This window comes from Micromonospora sp. WMMD710, from assembly GCF_029626045.1.
Lineage (GTDB): Bacteria > Actinomycetota > Actinomycetes > Mycobacteriales > Micromonosporaceae > Micromonospora.
The window spans coordinates 4,229,882-4,248,152 of the sequence record NZ_JARUBD010000001.1; the positions used below are offsets into that span (position 1 = coordinate 4,229,882).

Consider the following 18,271-nt stretch of genomic DNA (forward strand, 5'->3'; position numbering starts at 1 on the left):
ACCGGAGCGGCACTGAGGCGTACTGCACAGCCGCGTCCACCTGAACCATCGTTATATTCCCTGGGTGACTACCGAGACCGGGACCAACATCCACAGCACTGCGGGCAAGCTGGCGGACCTGGAGCGCCGGGTCGACGAGGCGGTGCACGCCGGATCGGCGCGCGCGGTCGAGAAGCAGCACGCCCGGGGCAAGAAGACCGCCCGCGAGCGGATCGAGATGCTGCTCGACGAGGGTTCCTTCGTCGAACTCGACGAACTGGCCCGGCACCGGTCCACGGCCTTCGGGCTGGAGCGCAACCGCCCCTACGGCGACGGCGTGGTCACCGGCTACGGCACGGTCGACGGGCGGCAGGTCTGCGTGTTCGCGCAGGACTTCACGGTCTTCGGCGGCTCCCTCGGCGAGGTGTTCGGCGAGAAGATCGTCAAGGTGATGGACCTCGCCATGAAGATCGGCTGCCCGGTGGTCGGCATCAACGACTCCGGTGGCGCCCGCATCCAGGAGGGTGTCGTCTCGCTCGGCCTCTACGGCGAGATCTTCTTCCGCAACGTACGGGCCTCCGGCGTCATCCCGCAGATCTCGCTGGTGATGGGGCCCTGCGCCGGCGGCGCGGTCTACTCCCCGGCGGTCACCGACTTCACCGTCATGGTCGACCAGACCTCGCACATGTTCATCACCGGCCCGGACGTGATCAAGACGGTGACCGGCGAGGACGTCGGCATGGAGGAGTTGGGCGGCGCCCGCACCCACAACTCGCGCAGCGGCAACGCGCACTACCTCGCCACCGACGAGGAGGACGCGGTCGACTACGTCAAGGCGCTGCTGTCGTACCTGCCGTCGAACAACCTCGACGAGCCGGTCGTCTTCGAGGCACCCGCCGACCTGGAGATCACCGACGAGGACCGGGCCCTGGACACGCTGATCCCGGACTCGGCCAACCAGCCGTACGACATGCACACGGTCATCGAGCACATCCTCGACGACGGGGAGTTCCTGGAGGTCCAGCCGCTCTACGCGCAGAACATCGTGGTCGGCTACGGCCGGGTCGAGGGACGCCCGGTCGGTGTGGTCGCCAACCAGCCGATGCACTTCGCCGGCACCCTGGACATCGCCGCCTCGGAGAAGGCCGCGCGATTCGTTCGTACCTGCGACGCGTTCAACATCCCGGTGCTGACCTTCGTGGACGTGCCCGGCTTCCTGCCCGGCACCGGCCAGGAATGGGACGGCATCATCCGCCGGGGCGCCAAGCTCATCTACGCGTACGCCGAGGCGACCGTCCCGAAGGTCACCGTGATCACCCGCAAGGCGTACGGCGGGGCGTACGACGTGATGGGCTCCAAGCATCTCGGCGCCGACCTGAACTTCGCCTGGCCGACCGCGCAGATCGCGGTGATGGGCGCCCAGGGCGCGGTGAACATCCTCTACCGCTCCGAGCTGGCCGGCGCCGAGGATCCGGCTGCGGTCCGCGCCGAGAAGATCGCCGAGTACGAGGACACCCTGGCCAACCCGTACGTGGCGGCCGAACGTGGGTACATCGACTCGGTGATCCCGCCGCACGAGACGCGGACCCAGATCGTCCGGGCACTGCGCATCCTGCGTACCAAGCGGGAGACCCTGCCCCCGAAGAAGCACGGCAACATCCCGCTCTGATCCGCGACGACCCTGCTCACTTGATCCGCGCAACTATCGGGAACGTGCTGCCTCCGGGCGCCGGGAGGCAGCAACATCCGTGAAGGTGCGCGGATCATCGCCGCGGCCGAGGTCAGCAGGGCGGGTTGGCGCCGGCGCACAGTCGCTGGGCGGCGGTGCGGCCCAGGGCCTCAAGGTCCGCGTACCCCAGGGTGGATTGGCTTCCGTCGACCCGGCCCACGACGAGGCCGGGACCGGTCACCAGCACCGTGACCAGGTCGCCCACCCGGACCACAACGGTCGTCTCGGCCGGCTCCAACGTCCGTGCGTCGCCCCGGCCAGGGGTCGCGCTCGACTCGTGGCGCACGACCATCGACTCGTCGCCCGCGAAGTCGGTCGCCGGCACCATCCAGGAGTGCACGGTCTCCAGCGGCACCGACTCGCGGTCCGGCATGGTGCTCCCGACGGGCCGCCATTCACGGCAGGCGACAAGCATCGTCCTCAGCTGACCGAAGTACTGTCTGCCCACCGCCGAATCGACCCGGTACACGTCCTGGCTGAGCACCCCCTTCGCCGCCGCACCTCCGACACCCGTCGGCGACAGCAGGGTCAGCGATCGACTGTAGCGGGAGTACGAGTCGACCATCGGCAGGCCGCGCTCGCCGCCGCACCTCATGAGCAGCGGGTCCAACCGCATGACCTCGCCGAGACCGGCATCGCCGAGCTGGACGCCGCTCTCCACCGGCACGTCGGTGGCCCTCAGCAGGGAGTCCAGTGGGATATCCGCCCGGACGGAGCCGTGGGTCGGCGCCGGCAGGGCGGTAGCGGGCGAAGCCGCCGGGCGTGCCGTCATGGCGTACGCCGGGCCGGTCACCGCCACGAGCACCGCGACCGCCGCCATCGCCACCGTACGACGGCTGCGCCGCCGGGCCCTGGCCCGAATCTCCTGCGGCTCGGGCCACCGCACATCGTTGAGGTCCCGGTGGATCCGTTCGACGAATGCCAGGTCGTCATGCATCGGTAGCCTCCCCCAGATCAGAGACGGCGAGCAGGCCGGCGAGCGCGGCGCGCCCCCGGGACAGCCGGGCCTTCACCGTGCCCACCGGCGCCTCGGTCTCCCGGGCCACGTCGGCGACCGGCATGCCGACCAGGTAGTACAGGGCGATCGCGGTGCGTTGCTCCTCGGGAAGCAGGCGCAACGCGGCGACCACCTCGACGGTGTCGGTACCCGGCCCCGGAACGGTCTCGGTGGCCCCGTGCCGCAGGTACGCCCGGGCGCGGCTGCGTAGGCTGCGCCACCGGCTGACGGCGACCCGGCTGGCCACCACCCGCACCCACGCCTCCGGGTCGTCGTACCCGCTGACCGTCGACCAGCGCTGCCACGCCCGGATGTACGCCTCTTGCACGGCGTCCTGAGCCTCGACCCGGTCGCCGGTCAGGGCGTAGACGAACCCGAGCAGCCGTTGCCGGCTCCCCCGGTAGAACTCGTCGAACCCGTCGACGTCCGGCACCCGCTACCTCCCCGTGTCGGTCGCAGGGAACACGCGCCGGGCGGGGTCGTCGGTTGCCCCGGTCAGGCGATCATCTTCTCCAGCTCGGCGAGCGGGAACGCGCCGGCCGCGATCCGCTCCCGGACGGCCCGTCGGACCGCCCTCTGCACGGCCACGTTCGCGGGCGTCGGTACGCCGTGCAACCGGCCGAGCAGGGCGACCTCCCCGTTGAGGTGGTCGACCTCGGTAGAGCCCGCGCCCCGGGCCAGGCTCTGCCAGGTGGAGCCGCCGGAACGGGCCTCGCCGTCCACCGGGCGCTGCCCGACCAGGTCGCCGCGCTCAGCCTTCTCCTCCTCCGGGGAGGTGTGCGCGACACCCGCGGCGGCGAGTACGGCGACGCCCTCGGCGCGTACCCGCTCGGCCAGCGCCTCCGGGATGTCGCGGCCGAGCAGCGCCTGCAGGCCGTTGCCGAGGTTGTTGAGCAGCTTGCCGTACTTCCAGCGCAGCACGTCGTCCCGCACCGGTGCGACGAACCCGGCCTCGGTCAGGTCGTCGGCGACCGCCCGGTCGGTGTCGTCGGTGCCGCCCGGGTACCGCCCGATGTGGAGCATCCCCGGATGCGGGTAGCCGTTGGCCACCACCACGCCGGGTTTCAGGTGGGTGGCCGGCAGCCAGACGCAGACCGCGTGCACGTCGGCGAAGAGCCGCAGCGCGGCCCGCTCGTTCGCCACCCCGTTCTGCGCGGTGACCAGCGGCAGACGCTCACCCGCCGTACCGCCCCCGGCCACCGGCGCGTCCACCCAGGCGGCCAGCGCGCCGGCGGTGTCCTGCGATTTCACCGTGAGGACCAGCACCGTGTCCGCCGGCAACGGACGATCACCGGGACCGTCCACGGCGGCGAGCCGGGCGGTCACGTCACCGTCGGGCCGGCGTAGGGTCAGACCCCGCTCGCGGATCGCGTCCAAGTGGGCCCCGCGTGCCACCAGGGTCACGTCCCGACCAGCCTCAGCCAGCCGTACGCCAACCGTCCCGCCGACCGCGCCCGCCCCGATGATCACATATCGCATGGCCCCATTCTGCCCGGTGGGGTCAGAGTGTCAGGCCCGCGTCGGTGAGGATGGGGCCGGCCAGCAGGAGGGCGCCCGTGACCAGTGCGACCAGGTTGATCAGGGCGAACACCAGCACCCAGAAGAACGCCGGGAACGGGGTCAGCCCGGCCAACTGGTCAGCGTCGGAGGCGGGCATCCGGCCGCGCGAGCGCAGCCGTTGCAGCTCCACCACCGGCCGCACCCCGCCGAGCAGCAGGAACCACACCCCGGCGTACGCGAACGCGGCCTGCACCTGCGGCGTGGCGTACCAGGAGACGGCGAACACCAGCGCGCCGGTGACCAGCAACGACACCACCCCGAAGGCGTTGCGGATCATGATCAGCATGGCGAGCAGCAGCGCCACGGCCACCCAGAGCAGCAGGGTGATCCGGTTGCCGCCGAGCAGCCAGGCACCGGCCAACCCGACCAGCGGCGGGGCGACGTAGCCGGCGAGCAGGGTGAGGATCATGCCCGGACCGGTGGGTCGGCCGGCGGAGAGCGTCAACCCGGAGGTGTCCGAGTGCAGCCGGATGCCCCGCAGCTTGCGGCCGGTGAGCAGGGCGACGAGGGCGTGCCCGCCCTCGTGCGCGATGGTGATGGCGTTGCGGGCGATCCGCCAGGGCAGTCGGGTGGACACCACCACCAGCGCCACGGCGGCAGTGATCAGCACCAGCAGTGCGGGCGGGTCCGGCTGCGCGCCGAACAACGTGTCCCACAGATCGCCCAGCCCGTCGATCGACATCATGGGGCGCGAGCCTACCGGCGACGGTCCGTGTCGCTGCCGAGGCACCGGCTCGTATCCTGTGAGACTGATCGGGTGGCGAGTGAAGCGGGAGGTGAGGGCCGATGAGCACGGAACCCCTGGGACACCACGTCGGGCTCTGGACCGAGGCCGACTACTTCGCCCTGGGTGAAAGCCCGGACCGGATCGAGCTGCTCGACGGGAGCCTGATCGTGAGCCCTGCCCCGAGCAAGCGGCACCAGTTGGTGTCCTGGGAACTCGTCTACAGCCTGCGTCGAGCGGTGCGACCACAACCCCTCCTCGTCTTCGAGGCGGTCAACGTCCGGCTCGGAGTGGATCGGATCGCCATCCCCGATGTCGTTGTCGCGAACACCGACGACGAGGGCACGGCGGTGGAAGCCGCTGAGGTGGTGCTCGTCTGCGAGGTCGTCTCGCCCGGCAACGCCGCCGCCGACCGGCTGGTCACGATGCAGCTCTACGCCATCGCGCGCATCCCCTGGTACCTGCTGGTCGAGCAGGACGGCGACGGTCACTCGCTGCGGCTGTACCGGCTGGACGGCGAGCACTACGTCGAGGACCAGGTGGCGAAGCCCGGCGAGACGCTGACCGTCGTCGAGCCGTTCCGCTGGCAGCTCGACCCCGGCACCTTGCGCTGATCAGTTCGAGTCAGGCCACCGGGGCGACCGACGCCCGTCGATGAAACTTTCTTCAGCAGCCCTTGCGATCTAGGGCAGTTACCTCCAAAGATGGGCGTCAATAGAACGCCGTTCCTGGAGGCACTCATGGCCCGTACCTCATCACCGCTGCGCCGCGTGCTCGCGGCCGGCCTCACCGTCCTCGCCACCGCGGCGGCGACCCTCGTCGCGACCACCGGTCCGGCGGCTGCGGCCACCACGCCCGGCATCGACGTGTCCCACTATCAGGGCACCATCAACTGGACCAGCGTCCGCAACGCGGGCATCCAGTTCGCCTTCATCAAGGCGACCGAGGGCACCAGCGTCAAGGACTCAGCCTTCAACGCGAACTACGTCAACTCGTACAACGCCGAGGTGATCCGCGGGGCGTACCACTTCGCCCGACCGAACATCTCCGCCGGCTCCACGCAGGCCGCCTACCTGGCCTCCAACGGTGGCGCCTGGTCGGCGGACAGCCGCACCCTGCCGGCCGCGTTGGACATCGAGGGGAACCCGTACAGCGGCGGCTACTGCTACGGCCTGAGCACCACCGGGATGCGCAACTGGATCCAGGACTTCCTGAACACCTACCGCTCCCGCACCGGCCGGTACGCGGTCATCTACACCACCACCAGCTGGTGGAACCAGTGCACCGGCAGCTGGACCGGCCCGTGGGCGAACCACCCGCTCTGGCTGGCCCGCTGGTCGAGCACGCCGGGCGCCCTGCCGGCCGGCGCGTCGGTGTGGAGCTTCTGGCAGTACACCAGCACGGGAGCCGTCTCCGGGATCAGCGGCAACGTGGACCGCAACTACTGGAACGGTGACCGGAGCCGGCTGATCGCACTGGCCAACAACACCTGACCGGGCCGTTGGCGGCAGCGGGATCGACGGTCACCACACGGTCGACAATCGATCCGGCTGCCGCCACACCACCGGTACGAGTCAGGCCCTCCGCCGGCTCATCGCCGGCACTCTCGTCTCGTCCGGGACCAGCGCAGCCCGCCTGGTCAGCCGCCACGCGCCAACCCCGCAGACGGCCACGGTCACGACGCTGAGCAGTGCGATGAGCGCCGGAATGCCCGCGGCGACCAGCAGCAGGACCGCGTCGCCGAACGCGACGAGCATCCACAGTGCCAGCCGGGGCCGGGCGTCCCTCCGTCGGTAACCCATGTCGTACCTCCTTCCGTCGTCGAAGGTCAATTACCCCGGACGACGCAAGGTCATGCGAATGAGTTCAGTCTTGACGGTCAGGCACGAAACCCTTGGCGATCAGGTCGAAGTTCGGCAGGTTGGCCTGCCAGTCCTTGTCCGCGATCTCCCACCGCAGCGCGTAGCCCCGGTTGCTGGCCGTCACGAACCCGCGGTTACGGACGTGGATCCGTTGACCGTCCCGGGTCTCCAGCCACTCCCAGTCGCCGCAGGTCTTCCAGAAGTCGCAGGCCTTGATGCTGAGGTACTGGTAGTTGCTGACGAGCCTCTTGCGGTTTGGCTCCTGCTCCCGCCAGTCCGCGACCGCATCCTTCTTCGGGTTGGGGGTCCACTGCACGAGCAGCCTGCCCGGCCCGTTGGACTGATTGAAGACGACCGTAGTGCCGTCGACCTGGCTACGCACCCAACCATCCGGGATCGGCAGAGCGAAGCCGGCCGGGTCCTTGTGCAGCTTCCAGCCCGCCGGTAACGCGTTCGGGTCCACCGACGGCGTGGCCGAGGGCGTCGGTGCGCTCGTGGTGGCCGGGGGCGCCGCCGGGGCGGAGGACTGCGGTGGCCCGGACGTCGGGGCGGCAGTCGTCGGCTCGGCCTGCGGGGTCTCCTTGTCGTCGCCCTTGGTCAACAGCGGCACGATCACCACAAGACCGACCAGCAGCAGGGCCACCAGCGCCCCGATCAGCACATTCCGGCGGGTGTTGTTCGGCTTCGTACCGTCGAACGCCGGCACCGCCGCGCGCCCGGGCGGACCCACCGGCGGCATCACCGACGTGGGCGTCGAGGGCTTGCGCTGTTCCGGCGCCACCGGCGCCACCGGCGGGCCATCGACGGCCGTCGGCTCGTCGTCGGCGTCGGTCGTGCTGTCGTCGGCGGCCGCCACCGTCGCGGTCGGCTCGGCCTCGGACGGGCGGTCGATCTTCGCGGTCGGCTCGGCCGGCACCGTGGCCGTCGGCTCGACGTCCGCGCCGGCCGGCACGACCTCCGTCGGCGTCGCATCTGCCACCGCCGGCCCGGCCGCAGCAGCGGCAACCGGCGGTGGGGTACGCGGAGCAGGCGGCGACACCGGGCGGTCGGTGACCTCCTCGGCGGGTCGCGGTGCCGGCACCACCGGCAGGCGCGGCTCGCGCGGACCGTTCGGCCCGGGCCGGCGTACGCCATCAAGCAGTGAGATGCCCCGCGACCGCTTGCCTCCGGCGCGGCGCAGCAACCGCTCCGCCACCTCGGCGGTGATCCGCTCGTTCGGGTCCTTGCGCAGCAGCCCGTTGAGCACGGCCTTCAACGGGCCGGCGTTCTTCGGCGGCGGAATCGGCTCGGTGGCGAGCGCGGCCAGGGTGCCGATCGCCGACGGCCGGGCGTACGGCGACTTGCCCTCGACCGCCGCGTACAGCGTCGCGCCCAACGACCACAGGTCGGCCTCCGGACCGGCGGTGCCGTCCCGAGCCCGCTCCGGCGAGATGTACGCGGGCGAACCGAGGACCATGCCGGTGCGGGTGACGTTCGGGTCACCCGGGATGGTGGCGAGACCGAAATCGGTCAACACCACCCGGCCGTCGTCGCCGAGCAGCACATTGCCGGGCTTCACGTCGCGGTGCATGACGCCCGCCTTGTGCGCCGCGTTGAGAGCGCCCAGCACACCGAGGCCGATCTCCACCGCACGGGCCACCGGCACCGGGCCATCCTCGGCGAGCGTGTCCTGCAACGATTTCGACGCCACGTACTCCATGACGATCCACGGATCGCCGTCGGTGCGCAGCACGTCGAAGATGCGGACGACGTTGGCGTGGTTGAGCCGGGCGATGGCCCGCGCCTCCCGCAGCGAGCGTTCCCGCATCTCGCGGCGCTCCTCGTCGGTGAGACCGGGCGGCGGCACCAACTCCTTGATGGCGACGTCCCGGTGCAGCACCTCGTCGCGCGCCTTCCACACCCGACCCATGCCGCCCTGGCCGAGCGGCGACAGAAGCCGGTATCGGTCAGCGACGAGTTGGGGAAGCGCGTTCGACATCGGTGAGACGGTACCCGGACCCGCCGACGGTCACACCGCCGGCACGCCACTGTGCGTTCCCCGTAACTTCCGGCCGCGTACCCTGGCGGCATGTCTGCCGAAGAGCCGCTGTTCCGGGTCGTCCGCGGCGTACCCACCGCGGAGGAGCTGGCCGCCCTGGTGGGTGCCATCGTCGTCCGGTCCCGCCCGGCCGCCACCCCCGCTCCGACGGCCACGTCGGCCTGGGCCCGCAGCGCCCGGCCGGCCAATCGCGGCACCTGGCGCACCGCTGGCCTGCCCCGCTGACACGACCCGCCAGGCGGGGGCTGCCAGGGTCGCGGGGAGCCGTTAACCTCACTCAGGGAAGTGGTGTGGTGACGGTGAGGAGGATCGATGATCCCCGAAGAAGACGGGCCAGCGCCCTGGCTGCGCAACTACGGCGGCATCGAGGCTGACATCCGCCAACTCCGGGAGTTCGCCGACCAACTCGCCGCCGAGGTCGAACGCAACTACGCGCCGCACCTGCCGTACATCGCCGCCGACATGTCCGCCGAGATACCCAACCCCTGCGACGCCTTCGTCGAGCTGGTCACCTTCCTGCACGCGCACCACGAGACACAGCAGGCGACCGCCGACATGGTGTATGCCGTCCGAGGTGCCACCGGCCACCTCGCCGCCGCCGCCGACCGCGTCGCCACGCAGTACGCCGACACCGACGCCTTCTCCGCCGCCCGAGTGGTCGACGTCCAACAGGCCCTCGCCGACCCGGGCACGATCCTGCCCCACACACCCACGTCCACACCGATGCTCAGCGACCCCACCGGCCCGGTGGTGCTCCCATGAACGAACGGGGCAACAGCCGCACCGCCGGCACCAACTGGCAGCTGATGGACGTCAACAGCATGTGGGCATGCCTCCAGGACCACGACACCGCCAACCACTGGAAACAGGTGGCCGGCTGGCGCAAGGTCTGCGACCTCGCACAGATCCACCTCGGCCGACTCCAGGAATACCGACGCGGTCTCGCGTCGGCCTGGCCGCCGGAGACCAGCGCCGCCTCCGGCACGTACCTGGCCCAACTCGACGAACTCATCGAGAAGGTGCGGCACACCCACGACGCCGCCGCAGCCAACTACACCGCGCTGTCCGCCGCCACCCAGGCCATCGGCACCACCCGCGCCGCACTCCGCAAGATCTACGAGGAGTACGCGGCCAAACTCCAACAAAAGCAGGCGTACGACGCCACCGCCGCCGACCCTAAGGCGATCATGGGCAGCCGGGTCACCGAGCCACCTGTCTCCGACGCGGAACTGGAACGGCTGAACGTGCAGGCCCGGGGCATGATGTTCGGCCTCAGCGGCGAACTCCAGCAAGCCCAAGCAACCCTCCAAAAACCACCCTCACCACCAAAAGGAAAGCCAATCGCCGACCAGGCGAACCCAGATGTATACGGCGGAGCTATCGGCCCAATTATTCCTCCAGTCGTGCCCGTTCCGGTACGAACAACTTCCGGAAGCCGCCAGCCCATATCAACCCAACCTGTCTCCATTCCGAATGCTCCGGCATCTGGGCCTGTACTTGGCACTGCGGGTAGCGGATCACCCGGTGCATTGACGACTGCAGCAGGCCTTGGTTCCACACCGCCAGCATCAACAGGCCCGACATCCATTCTTGGACCGCAATCCCTTCCGCCTGGAGTCGCCCCCATTGCCGGCCCACCAAGAGCCGTTGATTCACACCTCTCTCCAATCAACCGTCCAACCGGCGCCGACAAACCGGCACCGCACGCGACGCCACCAACGCCACCGCGCGCAATGCCACCCGGCGGTCTGATCGGGGGGGTACCCGGTGCCGGACTTGGGCAGCCAGATGCGAGCACACCACCTCGCCGAGTCAACCCGGTCGGCGGTGTGATAGGCGGTGGAGGCGCCGGAACTGGACCTTCAGGAGGAGCGGGATCACGGCCGGGCAGCGGCCGGAATCCCGGTCTCTCAAGCGGCCTAACCCCATTCGGTGGAGCCCCAAAATTGACCAATGCAGGCGGTGGCGCTTTTCGTCCGGACCCACCAGATGTCGACCGCCACAAGAGTCGCCCTTGGGATCCTGATCACCCCTGGGAAACCGACCAGGGTGTCGAGCCAGTGGTCCGTCCGCCGGACAAGCAGGGCCCAATCGATCCGGGCCCTGCCATCGGCCTTGACCGGTAAGCCGCATGCCGCCTGGACGGCCACAGGAAGTGCGATTACCGCAGCCGCTCTGCTGATGCCTCCACTGGCGGCAAATGCCGCACCAGAGCCTAACGGAGCTGAGAGAATTCGTGCGGACCAGTGGCATCTAGGCTACCTTCACCTAGATGATGCGCAGAAGATAAGTCGAGGCGACGGGGTAATTGTGGCAGTGCCCGACACCGGCGTTGATGATCATCCAGATCTGCGGAGTAACCTTCTCACCGGCACCGACGTCACCGCCGGCGGCACTGGCGACGGGAAAGTCGATTCAAGTAGCCATGGCACCGGAATGGCGGGCCTGATTGCCGCTCATGGACGTGGCGACAATCTAGGAGCGCTTGGCGTCGCCCCAGGATCCAAGCTCCTGCCTATTCGGATTCAGGTCACAGAGGAGGAAGGTGACAGCGACGACCTTGCTGCAGGGATCGAATATGCAGTCTCCCGCGGAGCCAAAGTCATCAGCATCTCTTCAGTCACCGGGCCAAATCGAAATCTGCAAAGAGCCGTGGAAAATGCCATACAGGCAGAAGTTCTCATAATCGCGGCCGCAGGCAATAGTCCCCGTGACCGGTACGTCAGCTTTCCGGCCGCATACCCGGGTGTCGTTGCGGTCGGTGGAATCGACCGCATCGGAAACCATGCCTCCGTCTCCGTGGCCGGGCCGGAAGTTGACGTGGTTGCGCCAGCGGTAGACATCTACAGCACGAGCATCAACGGCAAGTACCGCAGAGGCACCGGCACCTCGGACGCTACGGCGATTGTGGCGGGGGCGGCGGCGTTGATCAGGTCGAAGTACCCCTACCTGCCGGCTCGGGAGGTGGCGCATCGACTCACGGCCACGGCTGTCGACAAGGGGCCGCCCGGCCGTGACGACGAGTACGGGTACGGAGTGATCGATCTTGTGGCGGCCCTGACGGCAGACGTACCTCCGCTGGGGTTTGAATCGGTTAGCGCTCCGGCCGGTGCTGGGGCGAGTACGACGGCTGGCGCCCGACCGGGCGACGACGGTGCTGGCGCGACGGCTCGTGGAGTGGTCACTCTCGCTGTGATCGTGGCCGTTGGTGTCGGTTGGGCGCTGGTGGCGCGACGTCGTCGGCGCGGTGACGATCCACCGCCCAGAATCAGCCGCTAATCGGGCCAACCGCTCTGATCAACTCGTGTTCATTGAAATCGCGCTATCCAATGCCTGCCGGATACCCCGATTTCCTTAAAGGTGAGTGGATCACGAGGGTGGGCTGCGCTGGTCGACCCGATGTCGGCAATATTGGGCTTATGTCGAGGTGCGACAGGCCGATTTCGGCGAGACGAAGTCGATCAAGGGCACCGGGAGGCACCTGACGAGACCTCGGGCGGCCTGGCGGGCACGGTGTGCGGGATGGGAGCCGGTAACGTCGAAACCGTGTCTGACTCTCTGCCGCTCCGCCTCGTGCTCGCCTCGGCGAGCCCTGCCCGCCGCAAGTCTCTGCAGGCCGCCGGGATCGAACCGGATGTCCTGGTCAGTGGGGTGGACGAATCCCTGGTGGTGACCGACCGGGCCGAGGAGTTGTGCCTGGAGTTGGCGCGGCTCAAGGCGCAGGCGGTGCTGACGCGGCTGAACCCGGCTGGCCCGGACGGCGGGCCGGCCGGCGCCGGCAGCAACCAGCGGACGCTGGTGATCGGCTGTGACTCGGTGCTGGCGTTCGACGGGGAGATCCTCGGCAAGCCGGCGGATCCGGCGGACGCGACCCGGCGTTGGCTGCGGATGCGGGGGCGCAGTGGTGTTCTGCACAGTGGCCACTGCCTGATCGATGTTGTCGCCGGCCGGCGTGCGGAGGCGGTCGCCTCGACGACCGTTCACTTCGCGGACATCAGTGACGACGAGATCGCCGCGTACGTGGCGACTGGTGAGCCGCTGGCCGTGGCCGGGGCGTTCACGATCGACGGCCTCGGTGGGCCGTTCGTGGAGCGGATCGAGGGTGACCCGGGCACGGTGGTCGGTTTGTCGATGCCGCTGCTGCGCCGTCTCCTCGCCGAGCTGGATCTGCGGATCACCGACCTGTGGACGAAGGTCGCGCCGGGCGGCCAATCTGTCGAGCCGCTCGGTAACGTCCAGTCATGACCACCAAGTCGATCCCGCTCACCGACGAACTGCACGCGTACCTGGTCGCGCACGGCGCCCCGCCGGACGAGATCATTCAGGATCTGGCCGAGGAGACCCGGTCGGTGCTGCCGGAGCACGCCACCATGCAGGTGGCACCGGAGCAGGCGGCCTTCCTGACGTTCCTCACCCGACTGCTCGACGTCCGGCAGGCCGTCGAGGTCGGCACGTTCACCGGGCTGTCGTCGCTGGCGATCGCCCGCGGGCTGCCCGAGGGCGGGCGGTTGACCTGCTTCGACATTTCCGAGGAGTTCACCGGCATCGCCCGGCGCTACTGGGCTCGGGCCGGCGTGCAGGACCGGATCGACCTGCGGATCGGCCCGGCCGGGGAGACGCTGCGGGAGCTGCCGCAGGAGCGTCACCTGGACTTCGCGTTCATCGACGCGGACAAGACGGGGTACCCGGTCTACTGGGCGGAGCTGGTGCCCCGGATGCGGCCGGGTGGGGTGATCGCGGTCGACAACGTGCTGCGCGGCGGCCGGGTCATCGCGCCGCGGGACGCCAACGATCGGGCCATCGCCGCCTTCAACGACGAGGTCCTCGCTGATGTACGGGTGGATCCGGTGATGCTGCCGATCGCGGACGGCCTCACCCTCGCCCGGGTGCGCTGAACGCCGGACACGCGACGCTGAAGAACGGCGGCCAGCGCCCGGCCGCGCACGCAGATCGGGGTGCCCCTCAGCACGAGGGACACCCCGATTTTCGTGTGCAAGCCAGCGTCAGCGGACGCTGCGGGCGAACTGGCGTGCGGCCCAGAAGACGCCCAGTGCGGCGAGGACCGCGGTGATGGTGAGACCCTGCCAGACCTTGTCGCTGCCGAGGTCGCCGGCGAACAGCGCCCGGGTGCCGTCGACCGCCCAGGAGAACGGGTTCCAGTCGGCGATGCCCTGCAACCAGCCGGGTGCGAAGGTCAGCGGCAGCAGGATGCCGGACAGCAGCAGCACCGGCTGTGCCACCGTGTTCATCAGGGGTGCCAGCGCGTCCTCGCTCTTGACCTTGAGTGCGACGCCGTACGAGACGGCCGAGGTCATGAGCGCGATGAGGGCGAGCATCAGGTACGCCAGCAGCAGGTCACCGATGAACACCCGCAGGTCGAACAGGAGCGCCAGCAGGGTGATGATGATGGCCTGCGCGATGAGCGAGACCACGTCGCGCAGTGAGCGGCCGAGCAGCAGGGCGAGCCGGCTGATCGGGGTGACCCGGGAGCGTTCGATGACCCCGGCGCGCAGTTCGGCGATCAGACCGAAACCCTGGAACAGGCCACCGAAGATGGCCAGCAGCACCAGCAGACCCGGTACGAAGATCTTGTAGGCGGCAGCCTGGGTGGGCGCGTTCAGCGCCGGCTTGAGCAGCGGGGCGAAGAGCAGCAGGTACATCACCGGCTGGAAGACGCCGACGAAGACCCAGACCGGGTTGCGCAGCAGGAGTTGGAGCTGCCGCTGGAAGATCAGCCACGTGTCACGGGCGAATTTCATGAGTCGTCTCCGGGATGGTCAGGACTCGCGCAGCGAGCGGCCGGTCTTGGTCAGGAAGACGTCGTCCAGGCTGGGCCGGTGCAGCTCGATCGAGCGCAACTCCAGCCCGGCGTGGTCGAGTCGGCGCAGCACCTGCGGAATGGCGGTGGCGCCCTCGTCGACGTAGAGACGCAGGCCGCCCTCGTCAGCGGTCTCCAACTTGTTGACGTACGGCTCGCCGTCGAGCGCCTTGGCGGCCTGCGGGGTGGCGGCCACGTCGAGGCCGACCAGCACCACGTCGCCGGAGATCTCCCGCTTCAGCGCGGCCGGGGTGCCCTCGGCCACCACCTCGCCGTTGTCCATGATCGCGATCCGGTCGCAGAGCGCGTCGGCCTCGTCGAGGTAGTGCGTGGTGATGAAGACGGTCATCCCGTCGCTGCGCAGCCGCCGGATCTCGTCCCACATGTGGGCGCGGCTCTGCGGGTCGAGGCCGGTGGTCGGCTCGTCCAGGAAGACGATCTTCGGCTCGTGGATGATGCCGAGCGCGATCTCGACCCGCCGGCGCTGACCGCCCGAGTAGGTCTTGCACTTGCGGTCGGCGTACTCGGTGAGCTGGAAGGCGTCCAGCGCGCGGGCCGCGCGCCGCTGCGCGTCGGCCTTGCCGATGCCGTACATCCGGGCGTGCAGCACCAGCTCCTCGCGGGCGGTGGACTCGTCCCAGGTGCTGCCGCCCTGCGGCACGTACCCGATGCGGCGGCGCACCTCCGCCGGGTCCTTGCGCAGGTCGGCGCCCGCGATGGTGGCATCGCCGCCGTCCGGCTCGATCAGCGTGGCGAGCATCCGCAGCGTGGTGGTCTTGCCGGCGCCGTTGGGGCCGAGGAAGCCGAAGATCTCACCCTCGGCGACCTCGAGGTTGACGCCGCGCACGGCGTCGACCGTCTTGGTTTCTCGACCCGCGCGGGAGCGGAACGACTTCCGCAGCCCCCTGGTCTCGATCATTTCTACTCCTGGTCGTTCGGGCCGGCCGGGCCGGCCGCCGGGTGGGACGACGCCGGACGGCGCACTCCCCCGCTGTGCCGACAGCAGGCTAACGCGATATAGCTTTTTTAGTCAACGTTGATTATTCCGACTCGGTGGGCTCCACGCCGTCCCGCCACCCCGGCCAACCCTGCGCTTCGTCCAGCTCAGCAGGCAGGTACGACACTCCGGAATCGATCCGCTCCGCGATCCGCTCGCACCAGCTCATCTCCGCCTCGGCCCGCGCCGACCACAGCTCAAACATCCAGCCCACGTGGGTCGGCTTGCGGTTGCGCACCCAGTCCGACTCCAGCGAGGCGCGCATCGACTCGACGCCGGCGCGCAGCAGATTGGCCCGGTTACGCAGGGCGGCGGCCGCCTCCGCGCGCGGCATGGCCGGCAGGAACGAGAAGGCCGCCACGAACGGATCGGCGGGCTCGCTGATGTTCCACCAGTGGTTGCGCAGCAGCGTCTCGAACTCGTCGTCCCCCTTGGTGGTCACCTCGTACGTGGTCCGGGCCGGACGGGCACCGACCTGCTCGGTGGCAACGGCACGGAGCAGCCCTTCCTCGGTGAGCTTGCGCAGCGCGTGGTAGATCGATCCGGGTTGCACGTTCGCCCACTTGTCGGCGCTCCAGCTCAGCAGCTCGCGGCGCACGTCATAGCCGTGCACCGGCTGCATCCAGCGCACCAGACCGAGGATCATCATTCGAGTCGACGACACCGCACAAGCGTAATAGCCAAGTTTGACTAAGCTCAGTGCCCCATCCCACACTGAGCGATCGTTAGGGCCACCACGGGTGGCCGATACACTCCCCGTCAGTAACCTGCCGGGAGGAGCCACGAAGGTGCGCAAGGTACTCATCGCCAACCGCGGCGAGATCGCCGTCCGGGTCATCCGCGCCTGCCGTGACGCCCGCCTCGCCAGCGTCGCCGTCTACGCGGACTCCGACCGCGACGCCCTGCACGCCACGCTCGCCGACGAGGCGTACGCGCTCGGCGGTGACAGCGCGACCGAGACGTACCTGCGCATCGACAAGCTGCTCGACGTGGCCGCGCGGGCCGGCGCCGACGCCGTGCACCCCGGCTACGGCTTCCTGTCCGAGAACGCCGACTTCGCCCAGGCGGTCATCGACGCCGGGCTGACCTGGATCGGCCCCACCCCGCAGGCAATCCGCGACCTGGGCGACAAGGTGACCGCCCGGCACATCGCCCAGCGCGCCGGCGCCCCGCTGGTCCCCGGCACCCCCGACCCCGTGGCCAGCCCGGACGAGGTGATGGCGTTCGCCGTCGACCACGGCCTGCCGGTCGCCATCAAGGCCGCGTTCGGCGGTGGCGGGCGCGGGCTCAAGGTGGCCCGCACGATGGAGGAGATTCCCCAGCTGTTCGAGTCGGCCACCCGGGAGGCGGTCGCGGCGTTCGGTCGGGGCGAGTGCTTCGTCGAGCGGTACCTGGACCAGCCCCGGCACGTCGAGGCGCAGGTCCTCGCCGACCAGCACGGCAACGTGATCGTGGTGGGCACCCGGGACTGCTCGTTGCAGCGGCGGCACCAGAAGCTGGTGGAGGAGGCGCCCGCGCCCTTCCTCACCGACGCCCAGCGGGCGCAGATCCACGACAGCGCCAAGGCGATCTGCCGGGAGGCGGGCTACCACGGCGCCGGCACGGTGGAGTACCTGGTCGGCAAGGACGGCACGATCTCCTTCCTGGAGGTCAACACCCGCCTGCAGGTCGAGCACCCGGTCACCGAGGAGACCGCCGGCATCGACCTGGTCCGCGAGCAGTTCCGGATCGCCGACGGCGAGAAGCTGCGAATCACCGAGGACCCGACGCCGCGCGGGCACTCCATCGAGTTCCGGATCAACGGCGAGGATCCGGGCCGTAACTTCCTGCCCGCTCCGGGCACGGTCACCGCGCTGCGGCTGCCCACCGGCCCCGGCGTCCGGGTGGACACCGGCATCTCGGCCGGCGACGTGATCGGCGGCAACTTCGACTCGCTGCTGGCCAAGGTGATCATCACCGGTGAGACACGGACCGAGGCGCTGGAGCGCGCCCGCCGCGCCCTCGACGAGATGGTCCTCGACGGGATGGCCACCGCGCTGCCGTTCCACCGGCTGGTCGTGCGGGACGAGGCGTTCACCGCCGAACCGTTCACCGTGCACACCCGGTGGATCGAGACCGAGTTCCACAACACCGTGCCGCCGTTCGCGGCCGCCGCCGGCACCGCCGAGGCGCCGGCCGAACGCGACACCGTCGTGGTCGAGGTCGGCGGCAAGCGCCTCGAGGTCAGCCTCCCCGCCGGCTTCGGCGGGAGTACGACCACCGCGGCACCCGCCTCCCGTAAGCCGACCCGGCGCGGCGGCGGGGCCAAGGCCGGTGCTCCGGTCGGCGGCGACGCGCTCACCTCACCCATGCAGGGCACGATCGTCAAGATCGCGGTGGCGGACGGCGACACCGTGGCTGAGGGCGACCTGGTGGTGGTGCTGGAGGCGATGAAGATGGAGCAGCCGCTGCACGCCCACAAGGCGGGTACGGTCAGCGGTCTCACCGCCGAGGTCGGTGCCGTGATCACCGCCGGCGCCCCCATCTGCACCATCGCGTGACCGACCGGTCGCGGGTGGTTTCGGCCA

Annotated in this window: 19 protein-coding genes; 10 read left to right on the plus strand and 9 right to left on the minus strand. The window is 69.8% G+C overall.

The window, feature by feature from the left end:
* The first annotated feature begins 64 nt into the window (after positions 1–64).
* Complete coding sequence (locus tag O7620_RS19490; protein WP_151490573.1) at positions 65–1,648, plus strand: acyl-CoA carboxylase subunit beta; 1,584 nt, start codon at positions 65–67, stop codon at positions 1,646–1,648.
* 112 nt (positions 1,649–1,760) lie between these two features.
* Here O7620_RS19490 and O7620_RS19495 read toward each other — a convergent pair whose 3' ends face one another.
* From O7620_RS19495 to O7620_RS19510, 4 genes are all read right to left on the minus strand, one after another.
* Positions 1,761–2,645 (minus strand): hypothetical protein, encoded by an 885-nt coding sequence (locus tag O7620_RS19495; RefSeq protein WP_278124287.1) that lies wholly within the window; start codon positions 2,643–2,645, stop codon positions 1,761–1,763.
* Positions 2,638–3,138 (minus strand): sigma factor-like helix-turn-helix DNA-binding protein, encoded by a 501-nt coding sequence (locus tag O7620_RS19500; protein ID WP_151490575.1) that lies wholly within the window; start codon positions 3,136–3,138, stop codon positions 2,638–2,640. Before O7620_RS19500 ends, O7620_RS19495 begins: the two co-directional genes overlap by 8 nt.
* Before the next feature lie 62 nt (positions 3,139–3,200).
* Positions 3,201–4,184 carry a 2-dehydropantoate 2-reductase N-terminal domain-containing protein gene (locus O7620_RS19505; RefSeq protein ID WP_278124288.1) on the minus strand — a complete coding sequence of 328 codons (984 nt, stop codon included), beginning with the start codon at positions 4,182–4,184 and terminating at the stop codon, positions 3,201–3,203.
* 22 nt (positions 4,185–4,206) lie between these two features.
* Positions 4,207–4,950 (minus strand): M50 family metallopeptidase, encoded by a 744-nt coding sequence (locus tag O7620_RS19510; RefSeq protein WP_278124290.1) that lies wholly within the window; start codon positions 4,948–4,950, stop codon positions 4,207–4,209.
* A 101-nt stretch (positions 4,951–5,051) separates the two neighbouring features.
* Between O7620_RS19510 and O7620_RS19515 the strand changes: the two genes are divergently transcribed.
* A complete protein-coding gene (locus O7620_RS19515; RefSeq protein WP_278124292.1) occupies positions 5,052–5,603 on the plus strand; it encodes a Uma2 family endonuclease in 552 nt (183 codons plus the stop codon).
* A 126-nt stretch (positions 5,604–5,729) separates the two neighbouring features.
* Positions 5,730–6,482: a GH25 family lysozyme gene (locus O7620_RS19520; RefSeq protein WP_278127059.1), complete on the plus strand. Its 753-nt coding sequence runs from the start codon at positions 5,730–5,732 to the stop codon at positions 6,480–6,482.
* Positions 6,483–6,563: 81 nt separating this feature from the next.
* Here the strand turns inward: O7620_RS19520 and O7620_RS19525 are convergent, their stop codons facing one another.
* Both O7620_RS19525 and O7620_RS19530 read right to left on the minus strand, forming a co-directional pair.
* The gene (locus O7620_RS19525; RefSeq protein WP_278124294.1) at positions 6,564–6,791 is read right to left on the minus strand and encodes a hypothetical protein; all 228 of its coding nucleotides are present in this window, start codon (positions 6,789–6,791) and stop codon (positions 6,564–6,566) included.
* A 64-nt stretch (positions 6,792–6,855) separates the two neighbouring features.
* Positions 6,856–8,829, minus strand: coding sequence for a serine/threonine protein kinase (locus O7620_RS19530; protein WP_278124295.1), 1,974 nt, complete (start codon positions 8,827–8,829; stop codon positions 6,856–6,858).
* A 90-nt stretch (positions 8,830–8,919) separates the two neighbouring features.
* Here O7620_RS19530 and O7620_RS19535 point away from each other — a divergent pair, with 90 nt between their 5' ends.
* From O7620_RS19535 to O7620_RS19560, 6 genes are all read left to right on the plus strand, one after another.
* A complete protein-coding gene (locus O7620_RS19535) occupies positions 8,920–9,114 on the plus strand; it encodes an acyl-CoA carboxylase subunit epsilon (protein ID WP_151490580.1) in 195 nt (64 codons plus the stop codon).
* An 87-nt stretch (positions 9,115–9,201) separates the two neighbouring features.
* Positions 9,202–9,651 (plus strand): hypothetical protein, encoded by a 450-nt coding sequence (locus tag O7620_RS19540; RefSeq protein WP_278124297.1) that lies wholly within the window; start codon positions 9,202–9,204, stop codon positions 9,649–9,651.
* Positions 9,648–11,015, plus strand: coding sequence for a hypothetical protein (locus tag O7620_RS19545; protein ID WP_278124298.1), 1,368 nt, complete (start codon positions 9,648–9,650; stop codon positions 11,013–11,015). Before O7620_RS19540 ends, O7620_RS19545 begins: the two co-directional genes overlap by 4 nt.
* Positions 11,016–11,070: 55 nt before the next feature.
* Entirely contained in the window at positions 11,071–12,168 is a 1,098-nt protein-coding gene (gene mycP / locus O7620_RS19550) for a type VII secretion-associated serine protease mycosin (protein ID WP_278124300.1), read from the plus strand.
* A gap of 267 nt (positions 12,169–12,435) precedes the next feature.
* A complete protein-coding gene (locus tag O7620_RS19555; RefSeq protein ID WP_151490584.1) occupies positions 12,436–13,134 on the plus strand; it encodes a Maf family protein in 699 nt (232 codons plus the stop codon).
* A complete protein-coding gene (locus tag O7620_RS19560) occupies positions 13,131–13,784 on the plus strand; it encodes an O-methyltransferase (RefSeq protein ID WP_151490585.1) in 654 nt (217 codons plus the stop codon). The genes O7620_RS19555 and O7620_RS19560 overlap by 4 nt, the downstream gene beginning before the upstream one ends.
* 108 nt (positions 13,785–13,892) lie before the next feature.
* On the opposite strand, the gene O7620_RS19565 is transcribed toward O7620_RS19560, so the two are convergent.
* The 3 genes from O7620_RS19565 to O7620_RS19575 form a co-directional block, all read right to left on the minus strand.
* Positions 13,893–14,648: an ABC transporter permease gene (locus O7620_RS19565; RefSeq protein ID WP_151490586.1), complete on the minus strand. Its 756-nt coding sequence runs from the start codon at positions 14,646–14,648 to the stop codon at positions 13,893–13,895.
* Between the two features lie 18 nt (positions 14,649–14,666).
* Positions 14,667–15,626: an ATP-binding cassette domain-containing protein gene (locus tag O7620_RS19570; RefSeq protein WP_151490587.1), complete on the minus strand. Its 960-nt coding sequence runs from the start codon at positions 15,624–15,626 to the stop codon at positions 14,667–14,669.
* Between the two features lie 121 nt (positions 15,627–15,747).
* Positions 15,748–16,353: a PadR family transcriptional regulator gene (locus O7620_RS19575; protein WP_278127061.1), complete on the minus strand. Its 606-nt coding sequence runs from the start codon at positions 16,351–16,353 to the stop codon at positions 15,748–15,750.
* 139 nt (positions 16,354–16,492) lie between these two features.
* On the opposite strand from O7620_RS19575, the gene O7620_RS19580 reads away from it, so the two are divergent.
* Positions 16,493–18,244 (plus strand): biotin carboxylase N-terminal domain-containing protein, encoded by a 1,752-nt coding sequence (locus O7620_RS19580; protein WP_151490588.1) that lies wholly within the window; start codon positions 16,493–16,495, stop codon positions 18,242–18,244.
* Positions 18,245–18,271: the final 27 nt, after the last annotated feature.

What these genes read in the sequence shown, in the direction of transcription:
- O7620_RS19535 (WP_151490580.1), top strand. Translation starts at nt 8,920, where the DNA reads ATGTCTGCCGAAGAGCCGCTGTTCCGGGTCGTCCGCGGCGTACCCACC.
- O7620_RS19515 (WP_278124292.1), top strand. Translation starts at nt 5,052, where the DNA reads ATGAGCACGGAACCCCTGGGACACCACGTCGGGCTCTGGACCGAGGCC.
- O7620_RS19530 (WP_278124295.1), bottom strand. Translation starts at nt 8,829, where the DNA reads ATGTCGAACGCGCTTCCCCAACTCGTCGCTGACCGATACCGGCTTCTG.
- O7620_RS19565 (WP_151490586.1), bottom strand. Translation starts at nt 14,648, where the DNA reads ATGAAATTCGCCCGTGACACGTGGCTGATCTTCCAGCGGCAGCTCCAA.
- O7620_RS19575 (WP_278127061.1), bottom strand. Translation starts at nt 16,353, where the DNA reads ATGATGATCCTCGGTCTGGTGCGCTGGATGCAGCCGGTGCACGGCTAT.
- O7620_RS19525 (WP_278124294.1), bottom strand. Translation starts at nt 6,791, where the DNA reads ATGGGTTACCGACGGAGGGACGCCCGGCCCCGGCTGGCACTGTGGATG.
- O7620_RS19545 (WP_278124298.1), top strand. Translation starts at nt 9,648, where the DNA reads ATGAACGAACGGGGCAACAGCCGCACCGCCGGCACCAACTGGCAGCTG.
- O7620_RS19560 (WP_151490585.1), top strand. Translation starts at nt 13,131, where the DNA reads ATGACCACCAAGTCGATCCCGCTCACCGACGAACTGCACGCGTACCTG.
- mycP (WP_278124300.1), top strand. Translation starts at nt 11,071, where the DNA reads ATGCCTCCACTGGCGGCAAATGCCGCACCAGAGCCTAACGGAGCTGAG.
- O7620_RS19570 (WP_151490587.1), bottom strand. Translation starts at nt 15,626, where the DNA reads ATGATCGAGACCAGGGGGCTGCGGAAGTCGTTCCGCTCCCGCGCGGGT.
- O7620_RS19505 (WP_278124288.1), bottom strand. Translation starts at nt 4,184, where the DNA reads ATGCGATATGTGATCATCGGGGCGGGCGCGGTCGGCGGGACGGTTGGC.
- O7620_RS19520 (WP_278127059.1), top strand. Translation starts at nt 5,730, where the DNA reads ATGGCCCGTACCTCATCACCGCTGCGCCGCGTGCTCGCGGCCGGCCTC.
- O7620_RS19540 (WP_278124297.1), top strand. Translation starts at nt 9,202, where the DNA reads ATGATCCCCGAAGAAGACGGGCCAGCGCCCTGGCTGCGCAACTACGGC.
- O7620_RS19510 (WP_278124290.1), bottom strand. Translation starts at nt 4,950, where the DNA reads ATGATGTCGATCGACGGGCTGGGCGATCTGTGGGACACGTTGTTCGGC.
- O7620_RS19495 (WP_278124287.1), bottom strand. Translation starts at nt 2,645, where the DNA reads ATGCATGACGACCTGGCATTCGTCGAACGGATCCACCGGGACCTCAAC.